Origin of the sequence: Nocardia sp. NBC_00511 (genome assembly GCF_045161165.1) — a bacterium.
Lineage (GTDB): Bacteria > Actinomycetota > Actinomycetes > Mycobacteriales > Mycobacteriaceae > Nocardia.
In genome coordinates, this window is record NZ_CP107849.1 from 6,127,933 (window position 1) to 6,154,283 (window position 26,351).

The following is a 26,351-nucleotide window of genomic DNA, read 5'->3' on the forward strand; positions in this document are numbered from 1 at the left end:
GGACCTTCTCATCCATGTGAATCCCTAACGTCGCCGTCATGACGAACAATTCCGCTCCCGCCGCTTCGCTCGCCCTCCGCACCACCGTGACCGGTTCGGGCCCGGCCGTCGTGCTGGCCCACGGTGGCGGCGGCGGTATCGAAGCCAATTTCGGCGGCCTGATTCCGCTGCTGGCCCCCGATCATCTGGTGATCGGCTCCGACTTCCCCGACGACGACACCCCGCTCACGGTGGACGCCCTGGCCGACTCGCTGGTGGCGGCGGCGGTCGCGCACGGGGCCGAGACCTTCACGATGGTGGCCTTCTCGCTCGGCACCACGGCGGCGGTGCGCGCCGCGGTGCGGCATCCGGAGCGGGTGCGCGCCCTGGTGCTCACCGGTGGGTTCGCCCGTGCCGACAATCGCGCCCGGCTGAATGTGGAGCTGTGGCAGCGGGCCCTCGCGGCCGGGGATCGAGAGTTGTTCGCGCGCATCGTGCTGCTGGCCGGGTTCAGTGCCGACTTCGTGAATTCGATTCCGGAGCACCAGCTTCCGGCGCTGCTGGCGCAGATCGCCGCCGATATCCCGGGTGGGACGGCGGCGCAGGCGGCCCTGGTGGAGACCGCAGATGTGCGTGCGGATCTGGCCCGGGTGGCAGTGCCGACGCTGGTGATCGGCATGACCGGTGACCTGCTCAGCGACCCGGCCAATGCCCGCCGTCAGGCCGCGGGCATCTCGGGTGCGGAGTACCTGGAACTGCCGGGCGGGCATGTGGTGATGGCGGAGCAGCCGGAGCTCTGGCATGCCGCGGTGCGCGAGTTCCTGGCCCGGCAGCGGTAGCGGACGGACCGCCCGGCGATAAATACCGGGCGGTCAATTTTCAGACCGGAGGGCACAGTTCGACTTCACGGCTTACGATGCAGCCACTATGCAGTCGCCTGTAGCCTCCGACCGGATCTGGATCGACAAACAGACGCCCGAGGCGTTCCACGCCCTCAACGGTGTCGCGCTCGCGGTCCGCAATGCCGCTGCCGCACACGATCTCGACCGCGCCGTCATGGAACTGGTGAACGTGCGCGTCTCGCAGTTGACCGGCTGCCCCTTCTGCCTCGACCTGCACACGCGGGCCGCGCACGAAGCCGGGATCACCCAGCAGCAACTCGACGTGCTCGACGCCTGGCGACGCAGCCCATACCTGTTCACAGCACAACAACAGGGCGCCCTCATCCTGGCCGAAACAACTACGTCATTGCCGGATGAGGAAAGCATGCAGCGTGAGTATGCTGCTGCGCGGCAACATTTGTCGGATGACCAGATATCGGTACTGATCTGGGCGGCGACCACGATCGGCGCATTCAACCGGGTATCGATTTTGAGCAGACATCCGGTGCGGGTGCGGAAGGAGAACTGAACAATGAGCGAACAGGCCGTGGCGGCCGCCGTCGTTCGCAACGACGCGCAACACCGATACGAGGTGTGGTACGGCAACTCGCTCGCCGGGTTCAGCGAGTATCGCGAGCGTGACGACAACGACACCACCTTCATTCACACCGAGGTGGACAAGGAATTCAGCGGTAAGGGGCTCGCCAACCTGCTCGCCCAGGAAGCCGTCAAGGACGTCATCGCCCGCGGCCGCACCATCGTGGCCCGCTGCCCGTTCATCAAGGGCTGGCTCGACAAGCATCCGGAATTCGACGAATACGTGGTGGGCAAGGGCATCAAACGAGAACGGTGAGCGCAGGGAGGAACGGGTATGAGTGACCTGGAGCCGCATCCGGAGGCGTCGCGCTGCGAATCCTCGGGACGACCGGGCCCGCGCACGGAATTCTTTCCGGCACGCGAGGTTCCGCTCGGCGGCGTACGCGGGGTGACCGTTTTCCGGACCCTCCCGCAACGCGATCTGCCGACCGTCGGCGCGTGGTGTTTCCTGGACAATTTCGGTTCCGGATCCGAAGCCAATCCCGACGGCCACGATATCGAGCCGCATCCGCATATCGGATTGCAGACGGTGACGTGGCCGCTGGACGGCCGCATCCGGCACCGCGACAGTGTGGGTTCGGATGTGGAGATCTGGCCGGGGCAGCTCAACATCATGACCTCCGGGCACGGCATCGCGCATTCCGAATACCGGGTGCCCGGACACCTTTCCGGGCACGGATTGCAATTGTGGGTGGCGCTGCCCGGGGAATCACGGGATATCACACCGCATTTCGAGCAGCACCGGGATCTACCGGAATTCACGATCGCGGAGCTGCACGGCATCGTGCTGATCGGTGAGCTGGGCGGGGTCACCTCCCCGGCCGCCGCCTACACCCCGATCGTGGGCGCGGACCTGAAGGTGGCGGCGGGCGGCGACGTGTCCCTGCCGCTCGACCCCGGGTTCGAGCACGCGGTCCTGGTCATCGCGGGCGCGCTGCGCGTCGACGACACCGTCGTCGAGCCGGGCAGCCTGTTCTACCTGGGCAGCGACCGCGACGCGATCCGGCTGCACGACACCACCGGCGCACACCTGCTGCTGCTGGGCGGGGAACCGTTCGGCGAGGATCTGGTGATGTGGTGGAACTTCGTGGCCCGCAGCCACGAGGAGATCGAGCAGGCCCGAAACGATTGGGAGCGCCACGATGTCGCGCGCTTCGCCGATATCGCCGGGCATACTCCGGAGCAGCGGATTCCCGCGCCGCCGCTGCCGGGGCTGCATTTGAAGCCTCGCAAGCGGCGCTGCGGCGTGCCGCATCAATAGCGACCGCGGCGTGCCACACGAATAGACGATCGGCCCCGAACCACTCGGTTCGGGGCCGAATTCGTTTCCCGCCGAACGCTATCGGTGCGACAGGTTCTGGGTTCCGATGACCCGCAACAGATCCAGCTTCTCCTGGGTGTCGCTACCGGGCGCGGGATAGTAGATGAGCACGTGCCGGGTGGCGCTCGGCGTGAGCAGCGGTTCGCAGATCAGTTCCAGCACACCGACTTCCGGATGCACCATGCGTTTGGTGTGCCCACTGCCGGTGCCGACCTCGTGTTCGGTCCACAGCTGCTCGAATTCGGGGCTCTCCGCGCGCAGCCGGGCCACCAGTTCGGTGACGTCGGCGTCGCCGGTCCGGCGCGCGGAGGTGGCACGCAGATCCGCGACGTGCTTGTGGCTCAGGGCATTCCAGTCCTCGCGCGGGAAGATGCCACGCGACTCCGGCTGGGTGAACCAGCGCCACGGAATGCAGCGATCCAGACCGCGACGCTGCGAATAGTCGCCCGACAGCAGCATGTGCATGCGGTTCTGCACCAGCACCTCCCCGAGATCGGAGATGACCAGGGCCGGGGTGTCGTCGAGTTTCGAGAGCACGTGCAGGATGCCGGGGCCGACGTGACTGTCGCCGCCGCGCGCGGGCGGCTGCTGCCCGGCCAGGTGGTAGAGGTGGTCGCGTTCGCCGTCGGTCAGCCGCAGCGCCCGGGCCAACGAGGCCAGCACCTGCACCGAGGGTCGCGGGCCGCGGGCCTGTTCCAGGCGCGTGTAGTAGTCGGTCGACATGCCCGCGAGCATCGCGACCTCGTCGCGCCGCAAGCCGGGAGTGCGTCGCCGCGCCCCCTGCGGCAATCCCACGGTCGCGGGTTGCAGCTGTTCGCGGCGGCGGCGCAGGAAGTCGGCGAGCTCGGTTCGGTCCACCCCACCACTGTCCCCCGTCCCGGTCCCGCTATCCAGGTACCACCGATCCCAGGCAGCGCGCGGGGCGCCGGTCCGTGGATCGAGGCCCGAGCCAGGGATCGCCGATCCCTGGATGCGCGATCCTCTTTCGAGGGTCGGGGGCAGGGCGCAAAGTTATGGACATGACCACGAACCTCAGCACCGTCCAGCTCGGCAAGACCGGGCCCGCCGTCTCCCGCATCGGCCTCGGAGCCATGGGGATGTCCGGCATGTACGGCAACACCGACGACGCCCTCTCGATCCGGACCGTGCACGCCGCCATCGACTCCGGCGCGAACCTGATCGACACCGGCGACTTCTACGGCATGGGCCACAACGAGTCGCTGATCCGGCAGGCGCTGACCGAGCGCAAGCGCGAGGACGTCGTGCTCAGCGTGAAGTACGGGGCGCTGCGCGGACCGGACAACAGCTTCGGCGGCGTCGACACCCGTCCGGCGGTCACCAAGAACTTCCTCGCGTACTCGCTGCAGCGGCTGGGCACCGACTACATCGACATCTACCGTCCGGCCCGGCTGGATCCGAACACGCCGATCGAGGAGACCATCGGCGGGCTGGCGGAGCTGGTGGCGGCGGGCTACATCCGCCACATCGGCCTCTCGGAGATCGGCGCGGACACGCTGCGCCGGGCCGCCGCCGTGCACCCGATCGTGGACCTGCAGATCGAGTACTCGCTGATCTCGCGCGGCATCGAGGCCGAGATCCTGCCCACCGCAAGGGAACTCGGTGTCGCGATCACCGCGTACGGGGTGCTGTCGCGCGGCCTGCTCAGCAATGCGCTGCAGCCGGGACATCAGTTCGCGCCCAACGACTTCCGGGCGCACAGCCCGCGCTTCCAGGGCGAGAACCTGGACGCCAATCTGCGCCTGGTCGACGCGCTGAGCACCATCGCCGCACAGCACGACGTCAGTGTGGCGCAGCTGGCCATCGCGTGGGCGCTGTCGCGGGGCGAGGACATCGTCCCGATCATCGGCACCCGCCGTCCCGAGCGCTGGGCGGAAGCCGTTGCGGCGGTGGGTATTCAACTCAGTGCCGCCGAGCTGGCCACCATCGAGGCCGCGGTTCCGGCCGACCAGGTCGCCGGTGGCCGCTACGCCCCCGCACAGATGGCGATGCTCGACAGCGAGCGCTGAGTCCTATCGGCGGCGCGGCCGGATGACGGCGGTGAAGGCCGCGCGGGCGACCTCTTTGCCGGTGTCGTCGGTGATGATCACCGGGACCTCGAGTTCGATCTCGGTGCGCGCGCGAATGTTCGCGCGGGTCTCGGCGATCGTCGCCGGGCTCAGCTCGGCGGTGGCGCTGAACGGACCGGCCTCGCCCTTGGCGCGGGCCAGGTATTCGATGCGGCCGTCGCGGGCGACGATGAAGGTGTCGGCGAGCAGGTCGACGATGCCGGAGATGGACGCGCCCATAGCGGCGGTCTCGGCGAGCCCGAACAGCAGGGCCGCGTGCACGTCGCCGTTGTGGTTGTAGTGCTCGGGGCCGCCGGCCATCCGGACCACGTTGAGCCCGGACGCGTATTCGACCCCTTCGATACCGGAGAACTGGATGAAGCCGAGCTTCTGGAAGCCCGCCATCACCATTTCGCCCATGGTGGCGCTGTCCATCGCATCTCCTGACAACCGGTAGAAATTGAAACGTGTTCCAATTTCATACCGGTCCGGTAGCCGCTTTGTCCACGACAGCTTGCTGCCACCCGAGGTCAGTCGACCTCGCGACCCGCCAATCCGAGCGTCTCGGCGGTGCGGGCCATGGTCTGCCGGGCCAGCCGCGCGTCATTGGACAGGCTCTGCCCCAGCGTCGGCATCAGCTCCCGCAGGCGCGGTTCCCATAGTCGGCTGTAGCGCGGGAAACACTGGTCGAGCACCTGCAGCAGCACCGCGGGCGCCACCGAGGCGCCGGGCGACGCACCCAGCACCGCCGCGATCGAACCATCGTGCGCGGCAACGACTTCCGTCCCGAATTCCAGCACGCCACCGCGCTCGGCGTCCGGTTTCACGATCTGCGCGCGCTGTCCGGCCGACACCATGGTCCAGTCCTCGGGACGGATGCCGGGCGCGAATTCCCGCAGCGCCGCCAGCTTCTTCTTGCGGGTCATGGTCACCTGCGAGAGCAGCAGCTTGATCAGTTCGGTGTTGTCGCCGAGCATCGCCGAGAGCGGCGCCACATTGTCGCGGCGCACCGAGGTGGCCGCGTCGAACAGCGACCCCTTCTTCAGGAAGCGCGGATTGATCCCCGGATACGGGCCGAACAGCACCGCGCGCTTGCCGTCCACGATGCGAGTGTCCAAGTGCGGCATGGACATCGGCGGCGCACCGGCCGGGGCCTTGCCGTACACCTTGGCGTCGTGGCGCTCGACCACCTCGGGATTGTCGCAGCGCAGGAAACGGCCGCTGATCGGCAGCAGCCCGTAGCCGTGCGCCTCCGCGACCCCCGCCTTCTGCAGGATCTTCAACGCCCAGCCACCCGCACCGGCGAACACGAAGCGGGCATCGACCTTGCGGGTCAGGCGGTCGTTGTCGGTGCGCCAGTCCACTCGCAGCTGCCAGGTGCCGTCATTGTTGCGGCGCAGGCCGCGCACCTCGCAGTTGCGATGGATCTCGACGTCCTGCCAGCGCAGGTGATGGAACAGCTGACCGGTGAGCTCACCGAAATCCACATCGCTGCCGGTGATGTCGCGGGTCGCGGCGATGGGTTCAGCCGATTCGCGGCCGTCGGTGAGCAATGGCGCCCATTCGCCGATCACCTTCGGGTCGTCGCTGAAACGCATATTCGCGAAAAGCGGGTGCGCCGACATGGTTTCGTGGCGGCGGCGCAGGAAATCCACATCCCGCTGCCCGTGCACCAGGGTCAGATGCGGAACCGGATTGACGAAAGTGCCCGGCTTGCCGAGAATTCCGGCCTCCACCAGCGACGCCCACAACTGCCGGGTGAGCTGGAACTGCTCATTGATCTCCACGGCCCGCGTGAAATCCAGTGTGCCGTCCGCATTTTCGACGCTGTAGTTGGGTTCACAGAGTCCGGCGTGACCGGTGCCGGAATTGTTCCAGGCCGCCGACGCCTCCTGCCCGACCTCGGGCAGCCGCTCGTAGACCGCGATCGTCCAGGTCGGCTCCAGATGCTTGAACAGCATCGCCAGCGTCGCGCTCATGATGCCGCCGCCGATCAGCACGACATCATATGGACGCAGGGCCGCTTGTGTTTTCATCACCATCACCGACCGACCCCTGGGACCAACTGTTCATTCCTTCATTCATTCGCCGAACGGCGCGCCCACCTTATCCCCCGAAACTGGGAACTGCACCCGGAGTTGTCCGCGCGACGGTATTGCAAACCTCGGCCGTCAGCGGTTGCGAGCCCGATAGGCGGCGACGGCGTTGCGATTACCGCAGGTGATGGAGCAGTAGCGACGTGAGCGGTTGCGCGAGAGATCCAGCACGATGCCGTCACAGGTCTCGTCGGCGCAGATCGCCAGGCGACTCAATTCGTCGGCGCGGATCAGATCGGTCATGGCCATGGCGGTTTCGACGGCGATGCGGACGTCGAGCGGAGCGTCCGGCCCGACGGCGTGGATGTGATAGTCGAGGTCGTCGTGGCGGACCAGGCGCGGAACGGCGCGGTGGCGCGCCAGGATCTCGTTGACGAGTTCGACCGCGGTGTCGCGATCCGCGGTGAGCAGTCGCCGCAGCGGGGCGCGCTGGGCGCGGACCGCGGCCAGTTCAGCGGCGGTGCGGGCGTGCGCGCCGGTGTAGCCGTGGCGCGCGAAAAACTCGGTCAGCTGGGCGATCTCGGTGAGGGTGTCCGGATCCTCGGCCGAGTTGACCAGCTCGACCGCGGCCGCCATGGACGCCACCGTGTCATCAGCGAAAAGCACGTTGACATATTACACACCCGAACCGTAGCGTCATCAGCCATGGCGACTTTGACTGATGACAGGGCGGCGGTGGCGACCCGGCTGCGCTCGGGACTGCTGTGCGCGGTGCTGTCCGCCGCCTCCTTCGGCCTGTCCGGCCCGCTCGCGCGCGGGCTGATGGACTCCGGCTGGAGCCCGGCCTCGGTCGTCATCGTGCGCGTCCTGCTCGGCGCGGCGGTACTGCTGCCCGCCGCCCTGCTGAAATTGCGCGGCAACTGGAACCTGCTGCGCCGCAACGCCTCCCTGCTGTTCGGCTACGGCCTGCTCGCCGTCGCGGCGGCCCAGCTCGCCTACTTCAACGCGGTCGCGCACATGGCGGTCGGGGTGGCCCTGCTCATCGAGTACACCGCGCCGATCGCGGTGGTGGTGTGGTTGTGGCTGCGGCACAGTCAGCAGCCCGGACGCGCCACCGTCCTGGGCGCGGCGATCGGCATGGCCGGGCTGATCCTGGTGCTCGACCTGTGGTCCGGGGTCACCACCAGCTGGATCGGCATCGCCTGGGCCCTGGGCGCGATGGTCGGCGCGGCCGCCTATTTCATCCTCTCCGCGCACGCCGGGGACGCCGTGCCCGGCACCGTGCTGGCCACCGCCGGACTGCTGATCGGCGGGCTCGGCATCCTGGCGGCCGGGCTGATCGGCGTGGTGCCGCTGCACGCCACCACCGCGCCCGTGGTCTTCCAGGGCATGACGGTGCCGTGGTGGACGCCGCTGCTGGCGCTCGGCGTGGTCACCGCGGCCATCTCCTACGTCTCCGGCATCGCGGCGACCCGGCTGCTGGGCTCGCGGCTGGCGTCCTTCGCCGCGCTCGGCGAGGTGGTGGCGGCGATCCTGTTCTCCTGGGCGCTGCTCGGGCAGACGCCCGCGCCGATCCAATTGGCCGGGGGCGCACTGATTCTGCTGGGCGTGATCGTGGTGCGGCTCGGCGAACCTTTGCGCATATAGGCCATACCCCTTCACATCTCGAGTTGATAACGGTAACTTGTGGCAAATGTCGGGGAACCTGAACGCAACTCGAGAGAAACCACAATGGGTATAACCAAATACATTGCGCCCGCTCTGCTTTGCCTGACCGCGACCACTGTCGCCGGTACCGCGACCGCCGAGCCCGTCGCCGCCACGGCCCAGCCCGCACTGCAGATCAAGGGCACCGACCACAGTGTCGGCTACGACGTGGCACTCTCCGACGACCACCGCGCCGCGGTCAGCACGCTGCAGGCCGGGCGCTTCCTGGCCACCTGGGACGGCGACGCCGTCGTCGTCACCGACGACAGCGGAGTCCTGGTCGGCACGGTGCCGCTGAAGTACGACATCGCCGGTAAGACAGCCGAATTCACGCCGAAGATCGACCAGGACAATCGGCGGCTGACGCTCACCCCGGTCGCCGAGATGGACACCTCGGCCACCCCGGTGGACGCCCAGCAGCACTTCTTCGACGTGGTGAACGCGAACATGCCCGCGGTCACCACCGGCGCCGCGATCGGCGCGGCCATCGGCTTCGTCGCGGGCTTCCCACTCGGACTGTTCGTGCTCGACTTCATCACCGCACCGCTGCTCGCGGTGGTCGGCGGCGTGGTCGGCGGGGCCATCGGACTGCAGATGTCGGGCGGACAGCAGGCCACCGAGGCCGCGCTGACCTACGTCGACAGCCTGATGCCGGGTACCTCGAATGTGCTGCGGCCCATCTTCGCCGCGCTGCCGCAGGGCCAACCCAACTGACCCAGCACGCTTTTCGGCCCGTGCTCCCCTCGTAAGGGCACGGGCCGAACGCTTTTCAGGGCACCCGCTGCTGCGCGCTGACGACCGGGGCCAGCCAGCGGGTCAGGTAGGCGCGCAACTCGTCGTCGGTGCGCGGCGGATCGCCCGGGGACACGAAGAACGACTGCATGGTGCGCAGCAGGTGCTCGACGAGCCCGCGCAGGTCCTCCTCGCCGTACCCGTACCGCTCCCAGTCGACATCGAAGCGCCGAATCATGGTCATGCCGAAGGCATGTGCCTGCTCCGAGGTCAGGTCGCCGGTGTGGTCCTGGCTGTAGGAGCTCGACAGCGTGATGCCCAGGTGCGGGGTGCGGCGGACCTCGCCGACCGTGTAGACGACGCCCTCCACCAGAGCGTCGGCCGGATCGGTGAGACCGTGCACGCGGTCGGCCAGCCGGTCCAGGAACGCACCGGCCGAGGCCACCGCGGCGGCCTGCATGAGCGCGTCCGAACTCGGGAAGTACCGGTAGACGGTCTGGCGGATGACGCCGAGCGATTCCGCGACATCGGCGATGCTGACCACCGCGCCGGTGCGGTCGATGGTCTCGACCGCCGCGGCGATGATGCGCCGCCCGGCCTCCTCGTCATCGGCAGGCGGGCTACCGCCCCAACCGCGTCTCCTCGCCAACGCCCGCTTCCTCGGATCGAATCGTCCGCTGCCGGACCGGTTTTCCGAGGCTAGCACGGGGATCGGAGCACGCCGCGGCACCGACTGCCGGAAAGTTATCATACATTCATACGGAGTCATGTATGTTCGCCGCATGACCGACCTGATCGTCCGGAAACTGGACTTCGCCTTCGCGCAGCACGAAGTCCCGTTCCTCTGGAACCCGGAAAACCCCGCCTTCTCCTCCATGGCCAACGCCGTCTCGTTCCTGGCCATCGGCTTCGAGAAAATGATCGTGAAAATGATCCTGCAGACGAAGGGCCGCATCACCGACCCGGCCGTCGCCGAGGAGGCCGACGCCTTCATGCGCCAGGAGGGCCAGCACTCCACCGCGCATCGCGCCCACGTGCGCGGCCTCATCGAGCACTACCCCGGCCTGCAGCACACCCTCGACGCGGTGATCGCCGAATTCGACCTGCTCACCAAGGACAAACCGCTCGAATACCGGCTCGCCTACACCGCCGACCTGGAGGCCACCTTCACCCCGGTCTTCAAACTCATGCTCGACAACGACGCCACGCTCTTCGCCCCCGGCGACGACCGGGTCGCGTCACTGTTCATCTGGCACTTCGTCGAGGAAGTCGAGCACCGCAGCTCGGCGCTGATCATCTTCGACCACATCGTCGACAGCGACCTGTACCGAATGCGGATGGCCCCCAGCATCTTCCAGCACGTCCTGAAGATGGTGCGGCTGGCCTGCGCGGGCTTCAACCAGCATGTTCCACTGGAAGATCGGCAAGTCGACTCGCTGTCGATGTTCGCCAACTACCGTCGCGGGCAGAAACTGCGCGCCCTGCTGCCCGGCCTGCGCCCCGCCGACAACGGCAGCATGCCACGCGCTTTCGACCACCTACCCCTGGGCGAACAACTCGTCGCGCTGCGCGGCATCATCCGCAGCCAGCTCCCCAAACACGACCCCACCCATGAGAAACTCCCCGACCTCGCCGGAAAGTGGTTCCAGCGCTACGCCGACGGCTACGACGTCACCCGCTGGTACACCGCCCCCGCCGTCGGATCGTAAGAAGGCAGCACCGTGACCGACCACTGCTCCCCCACCTTCGACCAGCTCGCGCACTCCCTGGGCTTCTCCTGCGACACCGCGGGCGGAATCGTGGAGCTGCGCAACCCTTTCGGGCTGGAGAACTGGACCCTGCCGGTCCTCGAAGCCACCGTCATCCTCGGCTCGATCCTGATGCTGATCCACGCCGTGCGCCGCCTGCGCCGCGACGGCGACGCCACCAACCTGGCCCTCTGGTTCGGTGCGCTGGCCTACCTGTTCGTCATCGAACCGCCGCTGTACTTCCCCGCCGCCTTCGGCATCAGCGGGCACGTCGACACCATGTTCGCGCACAACGTGTTCAGCGTGGACTTCCTGTGGGGACGGCTGCCGCTCTACATCGTCGCCATCTACCCGTTCATGGCCACCCTGGCCTACGAGATCGTCCGCATGCTCGGCGTCTTCCAGCGCTACGGCCTGCTCGCGGGCGCGGCCTGCGTCGGCTTCGTGCACCACGCGTTCTACGAGATCTTCGACCAGCTCGGACCGCAGCTGCGCTGGTGGGAGTGGACCACCCACAACCCGCTCAACCAGCCCATGTTCGATTCGGTGCCGCTGCCCAGCGTCGTCGTGTTCGCCACCCTGTGGCCGATGTCGCTGGCACTGTGCGTGTACTACTTCGTCGGCCGCCACGCCGACCGCGGCCGCCGGTTCAGCGGCATCGAAATCACCTGGCGCACAGTGGTGATCGGCCTGCTCGCCTCGCTGGGCACCTTCATCCTCCCGCTGCCGGCCACCGTGTTCGGCGCGGGCAGCGACACCGTGCGCGGCGTGCTCTACGCCGCCGAACTGATCATCATCACCGTCGTCGCCGCCCCCCTGATGTACCGGCGCTGGAAATCGCTGCGCACCGACGACAATCCGCTCTACCGCAACAACCTGGTCCGCTACTACAGCGCCGCCTACCTGCTCATCTTCGCCATCCTCTGGGCTACCGCACTGCCCGACTTCTTCGACGCGACAGGCGGACTGACGAAGCACGGCGACCCGATCGGCAACCTCTGGTACACGCTGGCCTGCTTCGTCGTCGGAATCGCCTGCGCCGCCGCGACCTTCACCGTCTCGACACCGGTGGATCCGCGCCGGGACGCGAATCCGGCTCTCACTGCAGGAAAGTCGCCGAGCTGACCGGCATGCTGCCGCCGGTGTAGTACCACTTCCCGGTCATCTCGATGGCCAGGTTCAAGCGCAGCGCGTGCCCCGCGCCGGGACCGTCCGTGATGCCCCACAACGCATTCGGATACGCGGTCGCGGTGCTCACGCTGCCGTCCGACCACGCGATCGTCACCCGTCCCGGCGGATCGAAACCCAGCCACGGCAGGTCCGCGGTGAAATGCCCCGACACGATCCCCGGCAGCAGCGGACTCGAGCAGTCCCACAGATCCGCCTCGCGATGCACCCCCTGCCCCGCGCTCCCGCTGCCCGGCACCACCGTCCCGGTCAGCACCCCGCCGCGCCCGCAACCTCCGAGCATGGTCACCCCGTGATCGGGATCGGCGTGCGCCGAGGGCGCGGCCGAAAGTGCCGCCAGGCCACAGCATGCCGCGACGATCGCGACCCCACGAGCAGACATCCCAACTCCTCGCATCGGCAGAGCCAGTGAATACCTCGCAATCAGGGTAGACCCGCAGCGCCCCGCCCGTGATCGATCACGCGACTCGCCTCGCGGACCACGGCCGCCGACCTCGATCCGGCGAAAGAGAACGGCCCCCGCTCCGAACGGAGCGGGGGCCGAATCTATTGCCCTACTACTGAATTCAGCGGTAGTCGCTGAAGCCGTAGTCGTCCAGCGGGACCGCGGCACCGGTGGAGGTGCCGAAGCCGTCCGGGCTGTAGTAGCTGTCGTCGTAGGACGGGACAGCGTACGCCGCCTGGCGCGCTTCCTCGGTGGGCTGAACCTGGATGTTGCGGTAGCGGTTGATACCGGTACCGGCGGGGATCAGCTTACCGATGATGACGTTCTCCTTCAGGCCGATCAGCTTGTCGGAGCGGCAGTTGATCGCCGCGTCCGTCAAGACACGAGTCGTCTCCTGGAAGGAGGCCGCCGACAGCCACGAGTCCGTGGCCAGCGACGCCTTGGTGATACCCATCAGGACCGGACGGCCGGAAGCCGGCTCGGCGCCCTCGGACACCACGCGACGGTTCGAGTTCTCGAACTCGGCGCGCTCGACGAGCGAACCGGGCAGGAACTCGGTCGCACCCGAATCGATGATGGTCACGCGACGCAGCATCTGCCGCACGATGACCTCGATGTGCTTGTCGTGGATCGACACACCCTGCGAGCGGTAGACCTCCTGGACCTCGTGGACCAGGTGGATCTGCACCTGACGGGGACCCATCACGCGCAGCACCTCGTGCGGATCGGCGGAGCCCTCCAGCAGCTGCTGGCCGACTTCCACGTGATCGCCGTCGGCGAGCAGACGCTCGGACCCGTCCTCGTGCTTGAAGACACGCAGACGCTGACGCTTCGAGAGCTTGTCGTACAGGACCTCGTCCGACCCGTCGTCCGGGATGATCGTGATCTTGTAGAAGCGGTCGTCGTCCTCGAGCCGCACGCGACCCGACACCTCGGCGATGGGCGCCTTGCCCTTGGGCACACGAGCCTCGAAGAGCTCCTGCACTCGGGGCAGACCACCCGTGATGTCGTCACCCGCGACACCACCCTGGTGGAAGGTACGCATGGTCAGCTGGGTACCGGGCTCACCGATGGACTGCGCGGCGACGATACCGACGGCCTCACCGATGTCCACCAGCTTGCCGGTCGCCATCGAGCGGCCGTAGCAGGTGGCACACACGCCGGTGCCGGTGGTGCAGGTCAGCACGGAGCGGACCTTCACCTCGGTGATACCGGCCTCGAGCAGCGCCTCCAGGGCGGGATCGCCCAGGTCGTGGCCCTTCTCGACGACGACATTGCCCTTGGCGTCGATCGCGTCGACGGCCAGCGTACGAGCGTAGGTGCTGGTCTCCACGTGGGCGTCACGGATGAGCGTGCCGTCGGCCAGCCGCTCCGCGATCGGCACCACGATGCCGCGCTCGGTGCCACAGTCGGTCTCGCGCACGATGACGTCCTGCGACACGTCCACCAGACGACGGGTCAGGTAACCCGAGTCGGCGGTACGAAGCGCGGTGTCGGCCAGGCCCTTTCGCGCACCGTGGGTGTTGATGAAGTACTCCAGCACGGTCAGACCCTCACGGAAGGAGGACTTGATCGGCTGCGGGATGAACTCACCCTTCGGGTTGGTCACCAGACCCTTCATGCCCGCGAGGGTACGAGTCTGGGTGAAGTTACCCGTGGCGCCCGAGTCGACGATCGTGATGATCGGGTTGTCGGCCGGGTAGTGCGCACGCAGCGCCCGTCCGACCTCTTCGGTCGCTTCCTGCCAGATCTTGACCAGGGCGTTGTTGCGCTCCTGGTGATCGAGCGCACCACGCTGGTACTTCTTCTCGATCTGATCGGCCTGCGCGTCGTAACGCGCCATGATCTCGACCTTCTCCGGCGGAACGAGCACGTCCGACATGGAGACGGTGACACCCGAACGCGTGGCCCAGTAGAAGCCCGCGTCCTTGAGCTTGTCGACGGTCTGCGCGACGACGATCATCGGGTAGCGCTCGGCCAGATCGTTGATGATCGCGGCCTGACGCTTCTTCGGCATCGGCTCGTCGATGAACGCGTAGTCCGCCGGGAGCAGATCGTTGAACACGACGCGGCCCAGCGTGGTCTTGGTGAGCCACGCGTCGCCACGCTGCCAGCCGTTCGGGAACTCGGCTGCCTCGACGTCCTTGGGGGGACGCTGCTCGGTCAGCCGGACCTTGATCAGCGAACGCACGGTCAGCTCACCGCGGTCGACGGCCATCTGCGCCTCGGCGGGCGAGGAGTAGACGCCGAACTCGGCCGAATCCTTTGCGGCAGGCCGGTATTCGCCCTTCGCGCCCTCTTCCAGGCGGGTCAGGTAGAACAGGCCGGTCACCATGTCCAGACGCGGCATGGCGAGCGGACGACCCGACGCGGGCGACAGGATGTTGTTCGAGGACAGCATCAGGATGCGGGCCTCGGCCTGCGCCTCCGCCGACAGCGGGAGGTGCACGGCCATCTGGTCACCGTCGAAGTCGGCGTTGAACGCCTCACACACGAGCGGGTGCAGCTGGATGGCCTTGCCTTCGACCAGCAGCGGCTCGAAGGCCTGGATACCCAGGCGGTGCAGGGTGGGCGCACGGTTCAGCAGCACCGGGTGCTCGGAGATGACCTCTTCGAGGACGTCCCACACCTGGGGCCGATGACGCTCGACCATCCGCTTGGCGGACTTGATGTTCTGCGCGTGGTTGAGATCCACCAGACGCTTCATGACGAACGGCTTGAACAGCTCGAGCGCCATCAGCTTCGGCAGACCGCACTGGTGCAGCTTGAGCTGCGGGCCGACCACGATGACCGAACGGCCCGAGTAGTCGACACGCTTGCCGAGCAGGTTCTGACGGAAACGACCCTGCTTGCCCTTGAGCAGATCGCTCAGGGACTTCAGCGGGCGGTTACCCGGACCGGTGACCGGACGGCCACGACGGCCGTTGTCGAACAGCGCGTCCACCGACTCCTGAAGCATGCGCTTCTCGTTGTTCACGATGATCTCGGGCGCACCCAGATCGATCAGTCGCTTCAAACGGTTGTTGCGGTTGATGACGCGGCGGTACAGGTCGTTGAGGTCGGAGGTCGCGAAGCGGCCACCGTCCAGCTGGACCATCGGGCGCAGCTCCGGCGGGATCACCGGGACAGCGTCCAGCACCATGCCCATGGGCGAGTTGCCGTTCATCTGGAACGCGGCGACGACCTTGAGACGCTTCAGCGCGCGAAGCTTCTTCTGGCCCTTGCCCGTACGGATGGTCTCGCGCAGGTTCTCGGCCTCGGCCGGGATGTCGAAGTCCTGCATCAGCCGCTGGATCGCCTCGGCGCCCATGGCGCCGGTGAAGTACTCACCGTAGCGATCCTGCAGCTCGCGGTAGATCACCTCGTCGATGATCAGCTGCTTCTTGGCCAGCTTGGTGAAGGTGGTCCAGATCTCGTCGAGACGATCCAGCTCACGCTGCGAACGGTCGCGCAGCTGACGCATCTCGCGCTCGCCGCCGTCCTTGACCTTGCGGCGCACGTCGGACTTCGCGCCCTCGGCCTCCAGCTCGGCCAGGTCGGCCTCGAGCTTCTGGGCGCGGGCCTCGAGGTCGGCGTCACGCTGATCCGCGACGGTCTTCTTCTCGACCTCCATCTCCGCCTCGAGGGTGGAGAGTTCGTTGTGACGCAGCTCGTCGTCGACGGCCACGATCACGTAGGCCGCGAAGTAGATGATCTTTTCCAGATCCTTCGGAGCCAGGTCGAGCAGGTAGCCGAGACGCGACGGCACACCCTTGAAGTACCAGATGTGCGTGACCGGAGCGGCCAGCTCGATGTGGCCCATGCGCTCACGACGCACCTTGGCGCGAGTCACCTCGACGCCACAGCGCTCACAGATGATGCCCTTGAAGCGCACGCGCTTGTACTTGCCGCAGTAGCACTCCCAGTCCCGGGTGGGACCGAAGATCTTCTCGCAGAACAAGCCATCCTTCTCCGGCTTGAGCGTGCGGTAGTTGATGGTCTCCGGCTTCTTCACCTCACCGAAAGACCAGTTCCGGATGTCTTCAGCGGATGCCAGGCCGATCCGGAGTTCATCGAAGAAGTTGACGTCTAGCACGTAACTTCCTTTCCCCTGTTCGGGTTGAGTATGAGCAAAAGTTCGCTAAATCCGTTGCCAGGGAAGGCCGTTCGATACGGGAACGGCCTTCCCGGACCGATCGCTCTTACTGCGCCAGGTCGTCGATGGTCGCAGGCTCGTTGCGGGACAGGTTGATACCCAAGTTCGCCGCAGCGCGCTCCAGGTCCTCGTCGTCACCGTCACGCATCTCGATGGCCGCGCCGTCCGAGGACAGCACCTCCACGTTGAGGCACAGCGACTGGAGTTCCTTCAGGAGCACCTTGAACGACTCCGGAATACCCGGCTCCGGGATGTTCTCGCCCTTGACGATCGCCTCGTAGACCTTCACGCGGCCGACCACGTCATCGGACTTGATGGTGAGCAGTTCCTGCAGGGTGTAGGCGGCGCCGTAGGCCTGCATGGCCCAGCACTCCATTTCACCGAAGCGCTGACCACCGAACTGGGCCTTACCACCGAGGGGCTGCTGCGTGATCATCGAGTACGGACCCGTCGAACGCGCGTGGATCTTGTCGTCCACCAGGTGGTGCAGCTTCAGGATGTACATGTAGCCGACCGAGACCGGGTACGGGAACGGCTCGCCGGAGCGGCCGTCGAGCAGCACCGCCTTGCCGTTGTCGTCGATCATCTTCTCGCCGTCGCGGTTCGGCAGCGTCGAGCCGAGCAGGCCGGTCAACTCTTCCTCGCGCGCGCCGTCGAACACCGGGGTGGCGATGTTCGTGTCGGCGGGCTGTCCGATCATCTCGGCGGGCAGGTTCTTCGCCCAGTCCGGGGTGCCGTCGACCTGCCAACCGGTCTTGGCGATGTAACCCAGGTGGGTTTCCAGCACCTGACCGATGTTCATACGACGCGGCACACCATGGGTGTTCAGGATGATGTCGACCGGGGTGCCGTCCGGGAGGAACGGCATGTCCTCCTGCGGAAGGATCTTGCCGATGACACCCTTGTTGCCGTGGCGGCCGGCCAGCTTGTCGCCGTCCTGGATCTTGCGCTTCTGGGCCACGTAGACGCGGACCAGCTCGTTGACGCCGGGGGGCAGATCGTCGTCGTCGTCACGCGAGAAGACGCGCACGCCGATGACCTTGCCGGACTCACCGTGGGGCACCTTGAGCGAGGTGTCGCGAACTTCGCGAGCCTTCTCACCGAAGATGGCGCGCAGCAGGCGCTCTTCGGGGGTCAGCTCGGTCTCGCCCTTCGGGGTGACCTTGCCGACCAGGATGTCGCCCACGCGGACCTCCGCGCCGATGCGCACGATGCCGCGCTCATCGAGGTCCGCGAGGACCTCGTCGGAGACGTTCGGGATGTCCCGGGTGATCTCCTCGGCACCGAGCTTGGTGTCGCGAGCGTCGATCTCGTGCTCCTCGATGTGGATCGAGGTGAGCACGTCGTCCTCCACGAGGCGCTGCGACAGGATGATCGCGTCCTCGTAGTTGTGGCCTTCCCACGGCATGATCGCCACGAGCAGGTTCTTGCCGAGCGCCATCTCACCGTTCTCGGTGCAGGGGCCGTCGGCGAGCACATGCCCGGCCTCCACGCGCATGCCCTCGTCCACGATCGGACGCTGGTTGGCGCAGGTGCCCTGGTTGGAGCGCTCGAACTTGCGCAGCCGGTACGAGCGGCGGGTGCCGTCGTCGTGCATGACGGTGATGAAGTCGGCCGAAACCTCTTCCACCACACCAGCTTTGACGTTCACAACCACGTCACCGGCGTCTACCGCGGCACGCAGTTCCATACCGGTGCCGACCAGCGGCGACTCGGAACGGATCAGCGGCACGGCCTGACGCTGCATGTTCGCGCCCATCAGGGCACGGTTGGCGTCGTCGTGCTCGAGGAACGGGATCATCGCGGTCGCGACCGAAACCATCTGGCGCGGCGAGACATCCATGTAGTCGACCGCGCTGGCGGCGACGTACTCCATCTCCTCGTTGCCGTGGCGAGCGAGGACGCGATCCTCGAGGAAGTTGCCGTCCGCGTCGACCGGCGAGTTCGCCTGGGCGCGGATGTGGCGGTCTTCCTCGTCGGCGGTGAGGTACTTGACCTCATCGGTGACGCGGCCGTTCTCGACCTTGCGGTACGGGGTCTCGATGAAACCGAACGGGTTGACCCGCGCGTACACCGACAGCGAACCGATCAGGCCGATGTTCGGGCCTTCCGGGGTCTCGATCGGGCACATGCGGCCGTAGTGCGACGGGTGGACGTCACGAACTTCCAGGCCGGCACGCTCACGGGACAGACCACCCGGGCCCAGCGCCGAGAGACGACGCTTGTGGGTCAGACCCGAGAGCGGGTTGTTCTGGTCCATGAACTGCGACAGCTGCGAGGTTCCGAAGAACTCCTTGATCGCGGCCACCACGGGACGGATGTTGATCAGGGTCTGCGGCGTGATCGCCTCGACGTCCTGAGTCGTCATCCGCTCGCGCACCACACGTTCCATGCGGGACAGGCCGACACGGATCTGGTTCTGGATCAGCTCGCCAACCGTCCGCAGACGACGGTTGCCGAAGTGGTCGATGTCGTCGACGTCGACCGGGACCTCACGGCCCTGGGGCGCGGTCATCATGCGATCGCCCTGGTGCAGACGGACCAGGTACTCGATCGTCGCGACGATGTCTTCCTTGGTCAGCGTCGAACCGGTGACCGGCTTGTCCAGGTTCAGGCCGAGCTTCTTGTTGACCTTGTAGCGGCCGACGCGAGCCAGGTCGTAGCGCTTCTCCTTGAAGAACAGGTTCTCCAGCAGGGTCTGCGCGGACTCCTTGGTCGGCGGCTCGCCCGGACGCAGCTTGCGGTAGATGTCGAGCAGCGCCTCGTCCTGGCCCGGAGTCGAATCCTTCTCCAGGGTGGACATCATGATCTCGGAGAAACCGAAACGCTCGGTGATCTCCTCGGTGGTCAGCCCGAGCGCCTTCAGCAGCACGGTGACCGGCTGACGACGCTTGCGGTCGATACGGACACCGACGGTGTCGCGCTTGTCGACGTCGAACTCCAGCCACGCGCCACGCGAGGGGATGACGCGCACGGAGTGCAGCGTCTTCTCGGTGGACTTGTCGATGGAGGAGTCGAAGTAGACACCCGGCGAACGGACCAGCTGCGACACGACGACGCGCTCGGTGCCGTTGATGATGAACGTGCCCTTGTCGGTCATCATCGGGAAATCACCCATGAAGACCGTCTGAGACTTGATCTCACCGGTGTTGTTGTTGATGAACTCCGCGGTCACGAACAGCGGCGCCGCGTAGGTCATGTCCTTGTCTTTGCACTCCTCGATGGAGGCCTTGACCTCTTCGAAGCGCGGGTCCGAGAAGGACAGCGACATGGAACCGGAGAAGTCCTCGATCGGAGACAGCTCCTCGAGCACCTCCTCGAGGCCCCCGACGGGATTGGTGACGTCGCCGCGCGCGGAAGCACGCTCACGCCAGTCTGCTGAACCGACCAGCCAGGCGAACGATTCGGTTTGTAGATCGAGAAGACCGGGAACCTCCAAGGGTTCACGAATCTTCGCGAAAGACACCCGCTTCGGGGCTCCGGGGATACCGGCCTTGGTCTGGGTGGAGACTGCCAAGATGCGTCCTTCCAGCACCTAACGCGCGTCGCGTGGTGGTCCGCGACCGTCGCTTGTCTGCTACGAATTCCGCTGGTTACGACCCGAACGAACCCGAAGCAGCAAACAGCGGAAGTAACACCGGAAGGGTGGAACTTTCGTGATGCGATCGAGGTATGGACAGGAGGCAGCCAGCGCAACGTCCAAAACTACACCCAAACCTACGGGGGTGTCAAAGTACCACCCGTGGCGATCCGGAGGCGTCAACTTCGCCCCGGTGTGTCTGCGGCAATGCCCACCGGGTGCCGGTGGTGCTGCCCACACTGTGTTGCTGCTCCGACCGCACCTGTTGCCGGTTGAGCCATCAGGTCCTGCTGTCGAGCCACACGGTCTGCCGACTGGGCCGCAGTGTCCGCTGGCTGCGTTCGCAAGGCCCTCGCCGGCGTTCTGTCCCCTGTGACAGCCGCCGCTGTTGTGAATAGCGTGACGTGTCGGGCGAAAGTCGTCAAGTGGCGGGCCGAGTTGACAAACCGCGAGATCGCCTGTCCCCGTACAAGATCACCTCTCGACGTCGCGCTATGCGCGGCGAGCGGGCCGTACGGGGCCGCGAGCGGGGGCTAGATGTCCGGGATCTCCGAGACCAGCCAGGCGCCGTTCTGCTTCTGCATGCGGACCACGATCGGGCCGCCGACGAGCGGTTCGGGCTTGTTGTCCTTGACGGTGTCGACACTCATGTTGATCAGCAGCTCGGCGCGATCGTCGGTGAGTAGCGTCACGCCGATCGGGTCGGCCTTCACCTGGGTGTCGGTCTGCGCCTGCTTGACCGAGTCGATCGTGGTGTCGATGTACTTGCCGAACTGGTCCTGCATGTTCTTGGTCAGCACCGCGTCGGCGGCGGCCTTCCACTTGTCCTTGTCGATGTCGCTCGCCTTGTAGGCGTAGAGGACGTTCAAGGCGTGGTCGGCCGCGGCCTTCACCTGATCGGTGGCCTTGTTGTCGACGTAGGCCCGATTGCTGTCGTCGAGGCCGGGACGCAGCGCGCCCACCACCGCGAGAGCGGCCAGCAGTACCGCCACGACCCCCGCGACCGTCGCCACGCCCCAGTTCCGCCAAAAGCCTCCCGGCCGGGCGGGCTTGGAATACGGTTGCGGGGCAGTAATTTTGGTCCGGCCGAGGCCACGCTGGGTGGAGCGTCGGTCCGGTCGGGTGGAGATCTTGGCGGCAGTGCCGGTCTCGGTGGAACGGGTGGTCTCGGTGGAACGGACATCCGCAGCCGTGGTGCGCGACGAGGTGTTGCGCGCGGCGGCGGGGCGACGCGGAGCGGCGCGGTTGACGGGGCGTTTCCGGTTGGCCATGGTCGCCCCTCCTAGTTGCCGGGTTGCTTGGTCGGTTGCGGCGCGGCCGATTGCTGCGGCGCCGCCGTGGGCGCGGCGCCGGAGTTCAGGGCGACCGGATCCGAGACGACCTGAATCTGATCGGCCTTCCAGACACCCTTGACCACGACCACCTCCACCGACCAGGTGAAGCGAGTCTTGTTGGCCTGCTTACCCGGAGCGGTCTCGGTGACCTCCATCACGATCAGCGCCGAAGCCTGATTGCGCTCGGAGTTCAGGGCCGTGAGCGATCCGCCGACCACCTTCGAGGCGGCGTCCACATTCGACTCGGTGATCTTCTGCTTGAGCTGATCGGCGTTCTTGGTCGACGCGTCGAGCAGGTCGCCGGTCATCGAGGACCGCGCCACCGCCAGCGAACCGTCGATATCGCTCATCTTCATCGAGGTGATGTTGATGGCGGCCTGCTGAGCGGCGGCCAGCGCCTCGTCCCGGGCGTGCGCGCGGGGGCGGTCCTGCACCAGGCCGGTGATCCAGGTGCCGCCGAACCAGGCGGCGGCGACCGCGGCGACCACCGCGAGGGCGACGGCCCCGAGGGTGACGGCCTTGCGTGAATCCATCCCGCTGGACGCGGACGCCTCGACCGGCGGGACGGGCTTGTTCAGCGCGACCGTGGGCTCGGCGTCGGATTCGACTGCGGCGGTGGCGGTTTCGGCGTCGACCGCGTCGGTCGCGGTGTCGTCGGTGACCGCCGCGGTGGTTTCGTCGATGTCCGCGGTGACGTCAGCGGTGGGGCTCGACTCCGGGGTTGTTTCGGGAACCGGCGGGTTCGCCGGTTTCTCGAGGTTAGCCCCCGATTCGCTGTCCTTTTGCTGGCTCACGCCGACACCATACTTTCCTCTCTTCGCGGCCACCCTGGCACTGGTAGGTCACCGACTTGTCGAACCCGTGATTCAGCCCTTGGGCGTGACGCCCATGAGGGTGGCCAGCTGGGTGGCGACCGGGTTCAGGTTGAGCTTGTCCGCGTCGTACTTGGGCTTGTCGTCCCACGGCTGCGGGACGGCCGGATCGGCCAGTTCGGCACGGGCGCCGCCACGTACGGCGGTCTCGCTGCCCTGCGGCACCGCGCAGGTCGCGTTGGTGTTGAACGGGAAGTCGTCGCGGGTGTCGTCGAAGTTCGGATTCTGGGCCTTCATCTGGTCCAGGATCTTCTGCGTCCCCTCGTAACCGACGGTGCACGCGGGCGGGTTGTTGGTCTCGAGGACCAGGCCGAAGTGCGTGGTGCCGTCACCGGGCGCGGTGGACGAACCGCCCAGCGGCAGCAGCGGCAACATCGAGAGCACCGGGCCGAGCGCGTAGAACTTCGGCGAGATGGCGAGCAGCAGGCTGCGCAGGTTGGTCAGGTCCGTGGTGAGCGCGGGCCCGGATTCCTTGAGCAGCTGCTGAATCGAGCTCGCGGCGTCGGTGCCGGTGCCGATCAGGCGGCGGATGTCCGGGTCGCTGGACTTGAGCTGCGCGGTGAGCTTGTCGAGCCCGGCGCTGAACTGGAGCACCGCGGGGGCCTGGTCGACCTGGGTGCCGAGCACGATCTTGGACTGCCGGATCAGCGCGATGGTCTGCGGCAGCGCCTTTATCCCGGTGTCGGTGAACTTGTTGAGCGAGTCCACCAGGATCTTGAGGTCGTCGCCCTTGCCGTCGAACGCCTTGCCGAGTTCGGTGATGGTGGTGTTCAACGCCGCCAGGTCGGTGGTGTTGGCGAAAGTGTCCACGGCGGAAAGCAATTCCTCGACGTGGATCGGGGTCGCCGCACCGGAGATGACCGAACCGTCGCGCAGGAACGGGGCGTCGGCACTGGTGGGCTGCAGGTCCACGTACTGCTCGCCGATGGCGGAGCGGTCGGCGACCACGGCCTTGGCGTTGGCGGGGACCTTGGGCTTGCCGGAGTCCATCTCCAGGGTGATGACCACGCCGTCGGGCGTGATGTCCAGGTCGCCGACCCGGCCGACGGGCACGCCGCGGTAGGTCACCTCCGCGCCCTTGGACAGGTTGCCGGTCTCGGCGGCGGTCACCTTCACCTTGTAGAGGCCGATGCCGACCATGTTGTCCAGGCGCACGTAGCGCGCGCCGACGTAGACGACGCCGAGCACCGCGATCAGGGCGAACGCGATGAGCTGATAACGCACCAGACGGGTCATCGCGGACCACCCACTCCCAGCTGATCGAGGAAGGCACCCAGCGGATCGGCGATGCCGGTGGGCCGGGCCACGGTGGGCGGCAGCGGCAGCAGCGAGACCGTCGGCCAGCCGCCGCGCGGCCCGTTGCCGTTGTAGTACGGGTTGGTCGGATCCACGTTCACCTGGCGGCCCGCGGGCGGCAGGTAGGCCGGATTCTGTTTGCCCACACCGAGATTCGACAGCAGGGTGCCGATCTGCAGGTCCACCGAGAGCCAGGTGTTGACCTGACCGCCGAAGGCCGACTTGATCGCCTCGTCCGGGAACGGGTACGTCGGGATGAGCGGGAACGCGGTCACCAGATCGTTGGCCGAACCGCCCAGCGCCTGCAGCGTCGGCCGCAGCGAGGACAGGTCGGTGATCAGGTTGTCCTTGGAGTGATCCAGTACGTCGACCCCGGCCTGACCCACCCGGTCCAGCTGCGAGAGCATCTGAATCAGTTGCGGCCGTTGCTCGTTGAGGATCTTGATGCCCGCGGGCAGCTCGTCGAGGATCTTGGAGATCTGGGTGGTCTGCTGACCGACCCGGGTGCTCAGGGTGTCGAGGCTGTCCAGGGCGTGGGTGATGCTGTCGACCTGGTCGTCGAGGCCCTTGATCAGGGTGTTGGCCTGGTCGAGCAGGTCGCGGACCTTGCCCTCGCGGCCGCCCAGGGTCTTGTTCAGCTCCGAGATGATCGGCTGCAGCTGCGCCACGCCACCGCCGTTGAGCAGCAGCGAGAGCGCACCCAGCACCTGCTCCACCTCGGTGGCGGTGCGGGTGTTCTCGACCGGGATCTTGGCCCCGTCCTTCAACCGAGCCGAATCGGGATTCTGTGCGGGAGCGGACAGTTCGATGAACTTCTCACCGAGCAGGTTGGTCTGCTTGACCTCGGCGCGGGCATTGGCCGGCAGCGAGACGCTGTCGTTGACCAGCACCTTGACGCTGGCCTCCCAGGCGTTGTCCTTGGCGATCTCGATCTTGTCGACGCGGCCGACGGCCACGCCGTCCACCTTCACCGTCGACTGTGGCACCAGGTCCAGCACGTCGGAGAAGCGGATATCGAGGTGCAGCGGGTGCGAGCCCACGCTCGGGCCGCCGGGCAGCGGCACGCTGAACGCGCCGTCACCGCAGCCCGCGGTCAGCACCGTCACCGCGGCCAGCGGGGTCGCGATCAACGCGGCCCGCCGGACGCCGGTGAGTCGAAAGCGCTTGGCGCTCATCGCTGCCCGCCTTCCTGCTGCGACGGAGCCTGCTGATCGGACGGGGTGCCGGGCACGCTGCCCGGGACCGTGTTGCGCTGTTCGTTGTCACCGCTGAGGATGCCGAAGGGCAGCACCAGGCTCGGCGTCTTCACACCGGCGGCCAGCTGATCGGTGATCGTCTTGCAGTTGTTCAGGATCGGCGCCAGCTGCCGGGAGATGGCCTCGAACTTGGGGTCACCGGGGCGCAGCTGACCGAGGTCGAGCAGCTTGCAGATGGTCCCGAACGGGTTCTGCAGATCGGTGAAGTTGGGGCGCATGTCGAGGGTGCCGGTCTCGCCGTTGTGCACGTTGATCAGGTTGCTCAGCGCGGTCGGGATGAGCGGCAGCGCCTTGGCCAGATCGTCGCGCTGATCGGCGAGGGTCTGGGTGAGCTTGGTCAGCGCTTGCGCGTTGGACTGCACCAGATCCCGGTTGTTGTCGATGAACCGGGCCACGTCGCCGAGCGCGACCGACAGCAGGTTCAGCGCGTCGCCGAGGGTCTGGCGTTCGTCGGACAGGAACCCCGCCAGCGAGCCCAGCTGCGAGTTGAACACCCGCACCTGATCGTCGTTGTCGGCCAGCGTCTTCACGAAGACCTGGAGGTTCTTGACCGTGTCGAAGATGTCGGTGCGCGAGTCCGAGAGCGCGTGCGCGGCCTTGGACAGCTGGGTGAAGCTGTTGCCGAGCGCCTCGCCGTTGCCGGAGAGGTTGTCGGCGGAGGTGCGCACCAGCTGGTTGAGCGCGCCGTCCTTGTTGGCTCCGTTGGGGCCCAACGCATCCGAGAGTTCGGTGATCGACTTGTAGAGCCGGTCCACCTCGACCGGAGTCGCGGTGCGCTCCTTCGGGATGGTGGCGTCGCGGCCCATCTTCGGTCCGCCCTTGTAGGCGGGCGCGAGCTGGATGTAGCGGTCCGACACCACCGACGGGGTGATCTGCGCGGCCTTGGCGTCGGCGGGGATGTCGAAGCGACGATCCACCGACATCACCACCTTGACCACGTCACCCTGCGGGTCGACCGAATCCACATGTCCGACAGGCACACCCAGGATGCGGACGTCCGAACCCTTGTAGATGCCGATGGACTTGTCGAAGTAGGCGGTGATGGTGGTGGTGTTGAGCTTCTGGAAGCCCCACCACGCGCCACCGGCGAGCAGCACGGCCAGGATGACGACCCCGGCGATGACTTTGCTCTTGGTGCTGGAGCCTTTGAGGGCTGTAAGCGGGTTCTGCGCCACGAG

22 protein-coding genes are annotated in these 26,351 nt (G+C 66.9%); 9 read left to right on the forward strand and 13 right to left on the reverse strand.

The annotated features are described in order from the left end of the window. The first annotated feature begins 38 nt into the window (after positions 1-38). The 4 genes from OG300_RS28565 (at position 39) to OG300_RS28580 (ending at position 2,718) form a co-directional block, all read left to right on the forward strand. Complete coding sequence (locus tag OG300_RS28565; protein ID WP_405486200.1) at positions 39-818, forward strand: alpha/beta fold hydrolase; 780 nt, start codon at positions 39-41, stop codon at positions 816-818. 88 nt (positions 819-906) lie between these two features. Then, a complete protein-coding gene (locus OG300_RS28570) occupies positions 907-1,389 on the forward strand; it encodes a carboxymuconolactone decarboxylase family protein (protein WP_405486202.1) in 483 nt (160 codons plus the stop codon). Between the two features lie 3 nt (positions 1,390-1,392). Next, positions 1,393-1,713 carry a GNAT family N-acetyltransferase gene (locus OG300_RS28575; RefSeq protein WP_405486204.1) on the forward strand — a complete coding sequence of 107 codons (321 nt, stop codon included), beginning with the start codon at positions 1,393-1,395 and terminating at the stop codon, positions 1,711-1,713. A gap of 18 nt (positions 1,714-1,731) precedes the next feature. Beyond that, the gene (locus OG300_RS28580) at positions 1,732-2,718 is read left to right on the forward strand and encodes a pirin family protein (RefSeq protein ID WP_405486206.1); all 987 of its coding nucleotides are present in this window, start codon (positions 1,732-1,734) and stop codon (positions 2,716-2,718) included. A gap of 78 nt (positions 2,719-2,796) precedes the next feature. Here OG300_RS28580 and OG300_RS28585 read toward each other — a convergent pair whose 3' ends face one another. Continuing rightward, positions 2,797-3,636 carry a helix-turn-helix transcriptional regulator gene (locus OG300_RS28585; protein WP_405486208.1) on the reverse strand — a complete coding sequence of 280 codons (840 nt, stop codon included), beginning with the start codon at positions 3,634-3,636 and terminating at the stop codon, positions 2,797-2,799. Positions 3,637-3,797: 161 nt separating this feature from the next. On the opposite strand from OG300_RS28585, the gene OG300_RS28590 reads away from it, so the two are divergent. Beyond that, on the forward strand, positions 3,798-4,805 hold the full coding sequence (locus tag OG300_RS28590; RefSeq protein ID WP_405486210.1) for an aldo/keto reductase: 1,008 nt from the start codon (positions 3,798-3,800) through the stop codon (positions 4,803-4,805). A 3-nt stretch (positions 4,806-4,808) separates the two neighbouring features. Here OG300_RS28590 and OG300_RS28595 read toward each other — a convergent pair whose 3' ends face one another. From OG300_RS28595 to OG300_RS28605, 3 genes are all read right to left on the reverse strand, one after another. Then, the gene (locus OG300_RS28595; RefSeq protein ID WP_405486212.1) at positions 4,809-5,279 is read right to left on the reverse strand and encodes a PaaI family thioesterase; all 471 of its coding nucleotides are present in this window, start codon (positions 5,277-5,279) and stop codon (positions 4,809-4,811) included. A gap of 95 nt (positions 5,280-5,374) precedes the next feature. Beyond that, on the reverse strand, positions 5,375-6,880 hold the full coding sequence (gene mqo / locus OG300_RS28600) for a malate dehydrogenase (quinone) (RefSeq protein ID WP_405486214.1): 1,506 nt from the start codon (positions 6,878-6,880) through the stop codon (positions 5,375-5,377). A 135-nt stretch (positions 6,881-7,015) separates the two neighbouring features. Continuing rightward, the gene (locus OG300_RS28605; protein WP_405486216.1) at positions 7,016-7,546 is read right to left on the reverse strand and encodes a CGNR zinc finger domain-containing protein; all 531 of its coding nucleotides are present in this window, start codon (positions 7,544-7,546) and stop codon (positions 7,016-7,018) included. 39 nt (positions 7,547-7,585) lie between these two features. Between OG300_RS28605 and OG300_RS28610 the strand changes: the two genes are divergently transcribed. After that, positions 7,586-8,527 (forward strand): EamA family transporter, encoded by a 942-nt coding sequence (locus OG300_RS28610; protein WP_405486218.1) that lies wholly within the window; start codon positions 7,586-7,588, stop codon positions 8,525-8,527. A gap of 84 nt (positions 8,528-8,611) precedes the next feature. Further along, positions 8,612-9,301, forward strand: a complete 690-nt coding sequence (locus tag OG300_RS28615) for a hypothetical protein (protein WP_405486220.1) — start codon at positions 8,612-8,614, stop codon at positions 9,299-9,301. A 55-nt stretch (positions 9,302-9,356) separates the two neighbouring features. Here the strand turns inward: OG300_RS28615 and OG300_RS28620 are convergent, their stop codons facing one another. Continuing rightward, entirely contained in the window at positions 9,357-9,968 is a 612-nt protein-coding gene (locus OG300_RS28620) for a TetR/AcrR family transcriptional regulator (protein WP_405486222.1), read from the reverse strand. A gap of 133 nt (positions 9,969-10,101) precedes the next feature. Between OG300_RS28620 and OG300_RS28625 the strand changes: the two genes are divergently transcribed. Beyond that, a complete protein-coding gene (locus tag OG300_RS28625; protein WP_405486224.1) occupies positions 10,102-11,028 on the forward strand; it encodes a metal-dependent hydrolase in 927 nt (308 codons plus the stop codon). 12 nt (positions 11,029-11,040) lie between these two features. Beyond that, the gene (locus OG300_RS28630; RefSeq protein ID WP_405486226.1) at positions 11,041-12,192 is read left to right on the forward strand and encodes a hypothetical protein; all 1,152 of its coding nucleotides are present in this window, start codon (positions 11,041-11,043) and stop codon (positions 12,190-12,192) included. On the opposite strand, the gene OG300_RS28635 is transcribed toward OG300_RS28630, so the two are convergent. The 8 genes from OG300_RS28635 to OG300_RS28670 form a co-directional block, all read right to left on the reverse strand. Continuing rightward, positions 12,167-12,637 carry a hypothetical protein gene (locus tag OG300_RS28635; protein ID WP_405486227.1) on the reverse strand — a complete coding sequence of 157 codons (471 nt, stop codon included), beginning with the start codon at positions 12,635-12,637 and terminating at the stop codon, positions 12,167-12,169. The two genes, OG300_RS28630 and OG300_RS28635, sit on opposite strands and share 26 nt — an antisense overlap. 184 nt (positions 12,638-12,821) lie before the next feature. Continuing rightward, positions 12,822-16,775 (reverse strand): DNA-directed RNA polymerase subunit beta', encoded by a 3,954-nt coding sequence (locus OG300_RS28640; RefSeq protein WP_405486229.1) that lies wholly within the window; start codon positions 16,773-16,775, stop codon positions 12,822-12,824. A 106-nt stretch (positions 16,776-16,881) separates the two neighbouring features. Beyond that, positions 16,882-20,370, reverse strand: coding sequence for a DNA-directed RNA polymerase subunit beta (locus tag OG300_RS28645; protein ID WP_405486231.1), 3,489 nt, complete (start codon positions 20,368-20,370; stop codon positions 16,882-16,884). Between the two features lie 578 nt (positions 20,371-20,948). Continuing rightward, the gene (locus OG300_RS28650) at positions 20,949-21,686 is read right to left on the reverse strand and encodes a hypothetical protein (RefSeq protein ID WP_405486233.1); all 738 of its coding nucleotides are present in this window, start codon (positions 21,684-21,686) and stop codon (positions 20,949-20,951) included. Between the two features lie 11 nt (positions 21,687-21,697). After that, a complete protein-coding gene (locus tag OG300_RS28655) occupies positions 21,698-22,543 on the reverse strand; it encodes a hypothetical protein (RefSeq protein ID WP_405486235.1) in 846 nt (281 codons plus the stop codon). A gap of 72 nt (positions 22,544-22,615) precedes the next feature. Then, a complete protein-coding gene (locus OG300_RS28660) occupies positions 22,616-23,857 on the reverse strand; it encodes an MCE family protein (RefSeq protein ID WP_405486237.1) in 1,242 nt (413 codons plus the stop codon). Beyond that, positions 23,854-25,092 carry an MCE family protein gene (locus OG300_RS28665; RefSeq protein ID WP_405486239.1) on the reverse strand — a complete coding sequence of 413 codons (1,239 nt, stop codon included), beginning with the start codon at positions 25,090-25,092 and terminating at the stop codon, positions 23,854-23,856. The genes OG300_RS28660 and OG300_RS28665 overlap by 4 nt, the downstream gene beginning before the upstream one ends. Continuing rightward, positions 25,089-26,348 carry an MCE family protein gene (locus tag OG300_RS28670; RefSeq protein ID WP_405486241.1) on the reverse strand — a complete coding sequence of 420 codons (1,260 nt, stop codon included), beginning with the start codon at positions 26,346-26,348 and terminating at the stop codon, positions 25,089-25,091. The genes OG300_RS28665 and OG300_RS28670 overlap by 4 nt, the downstream gene beginning before the upstream one ends. Between the last annotated feature and the right edge of the window lie 3 nt (positions 26,349-26,351).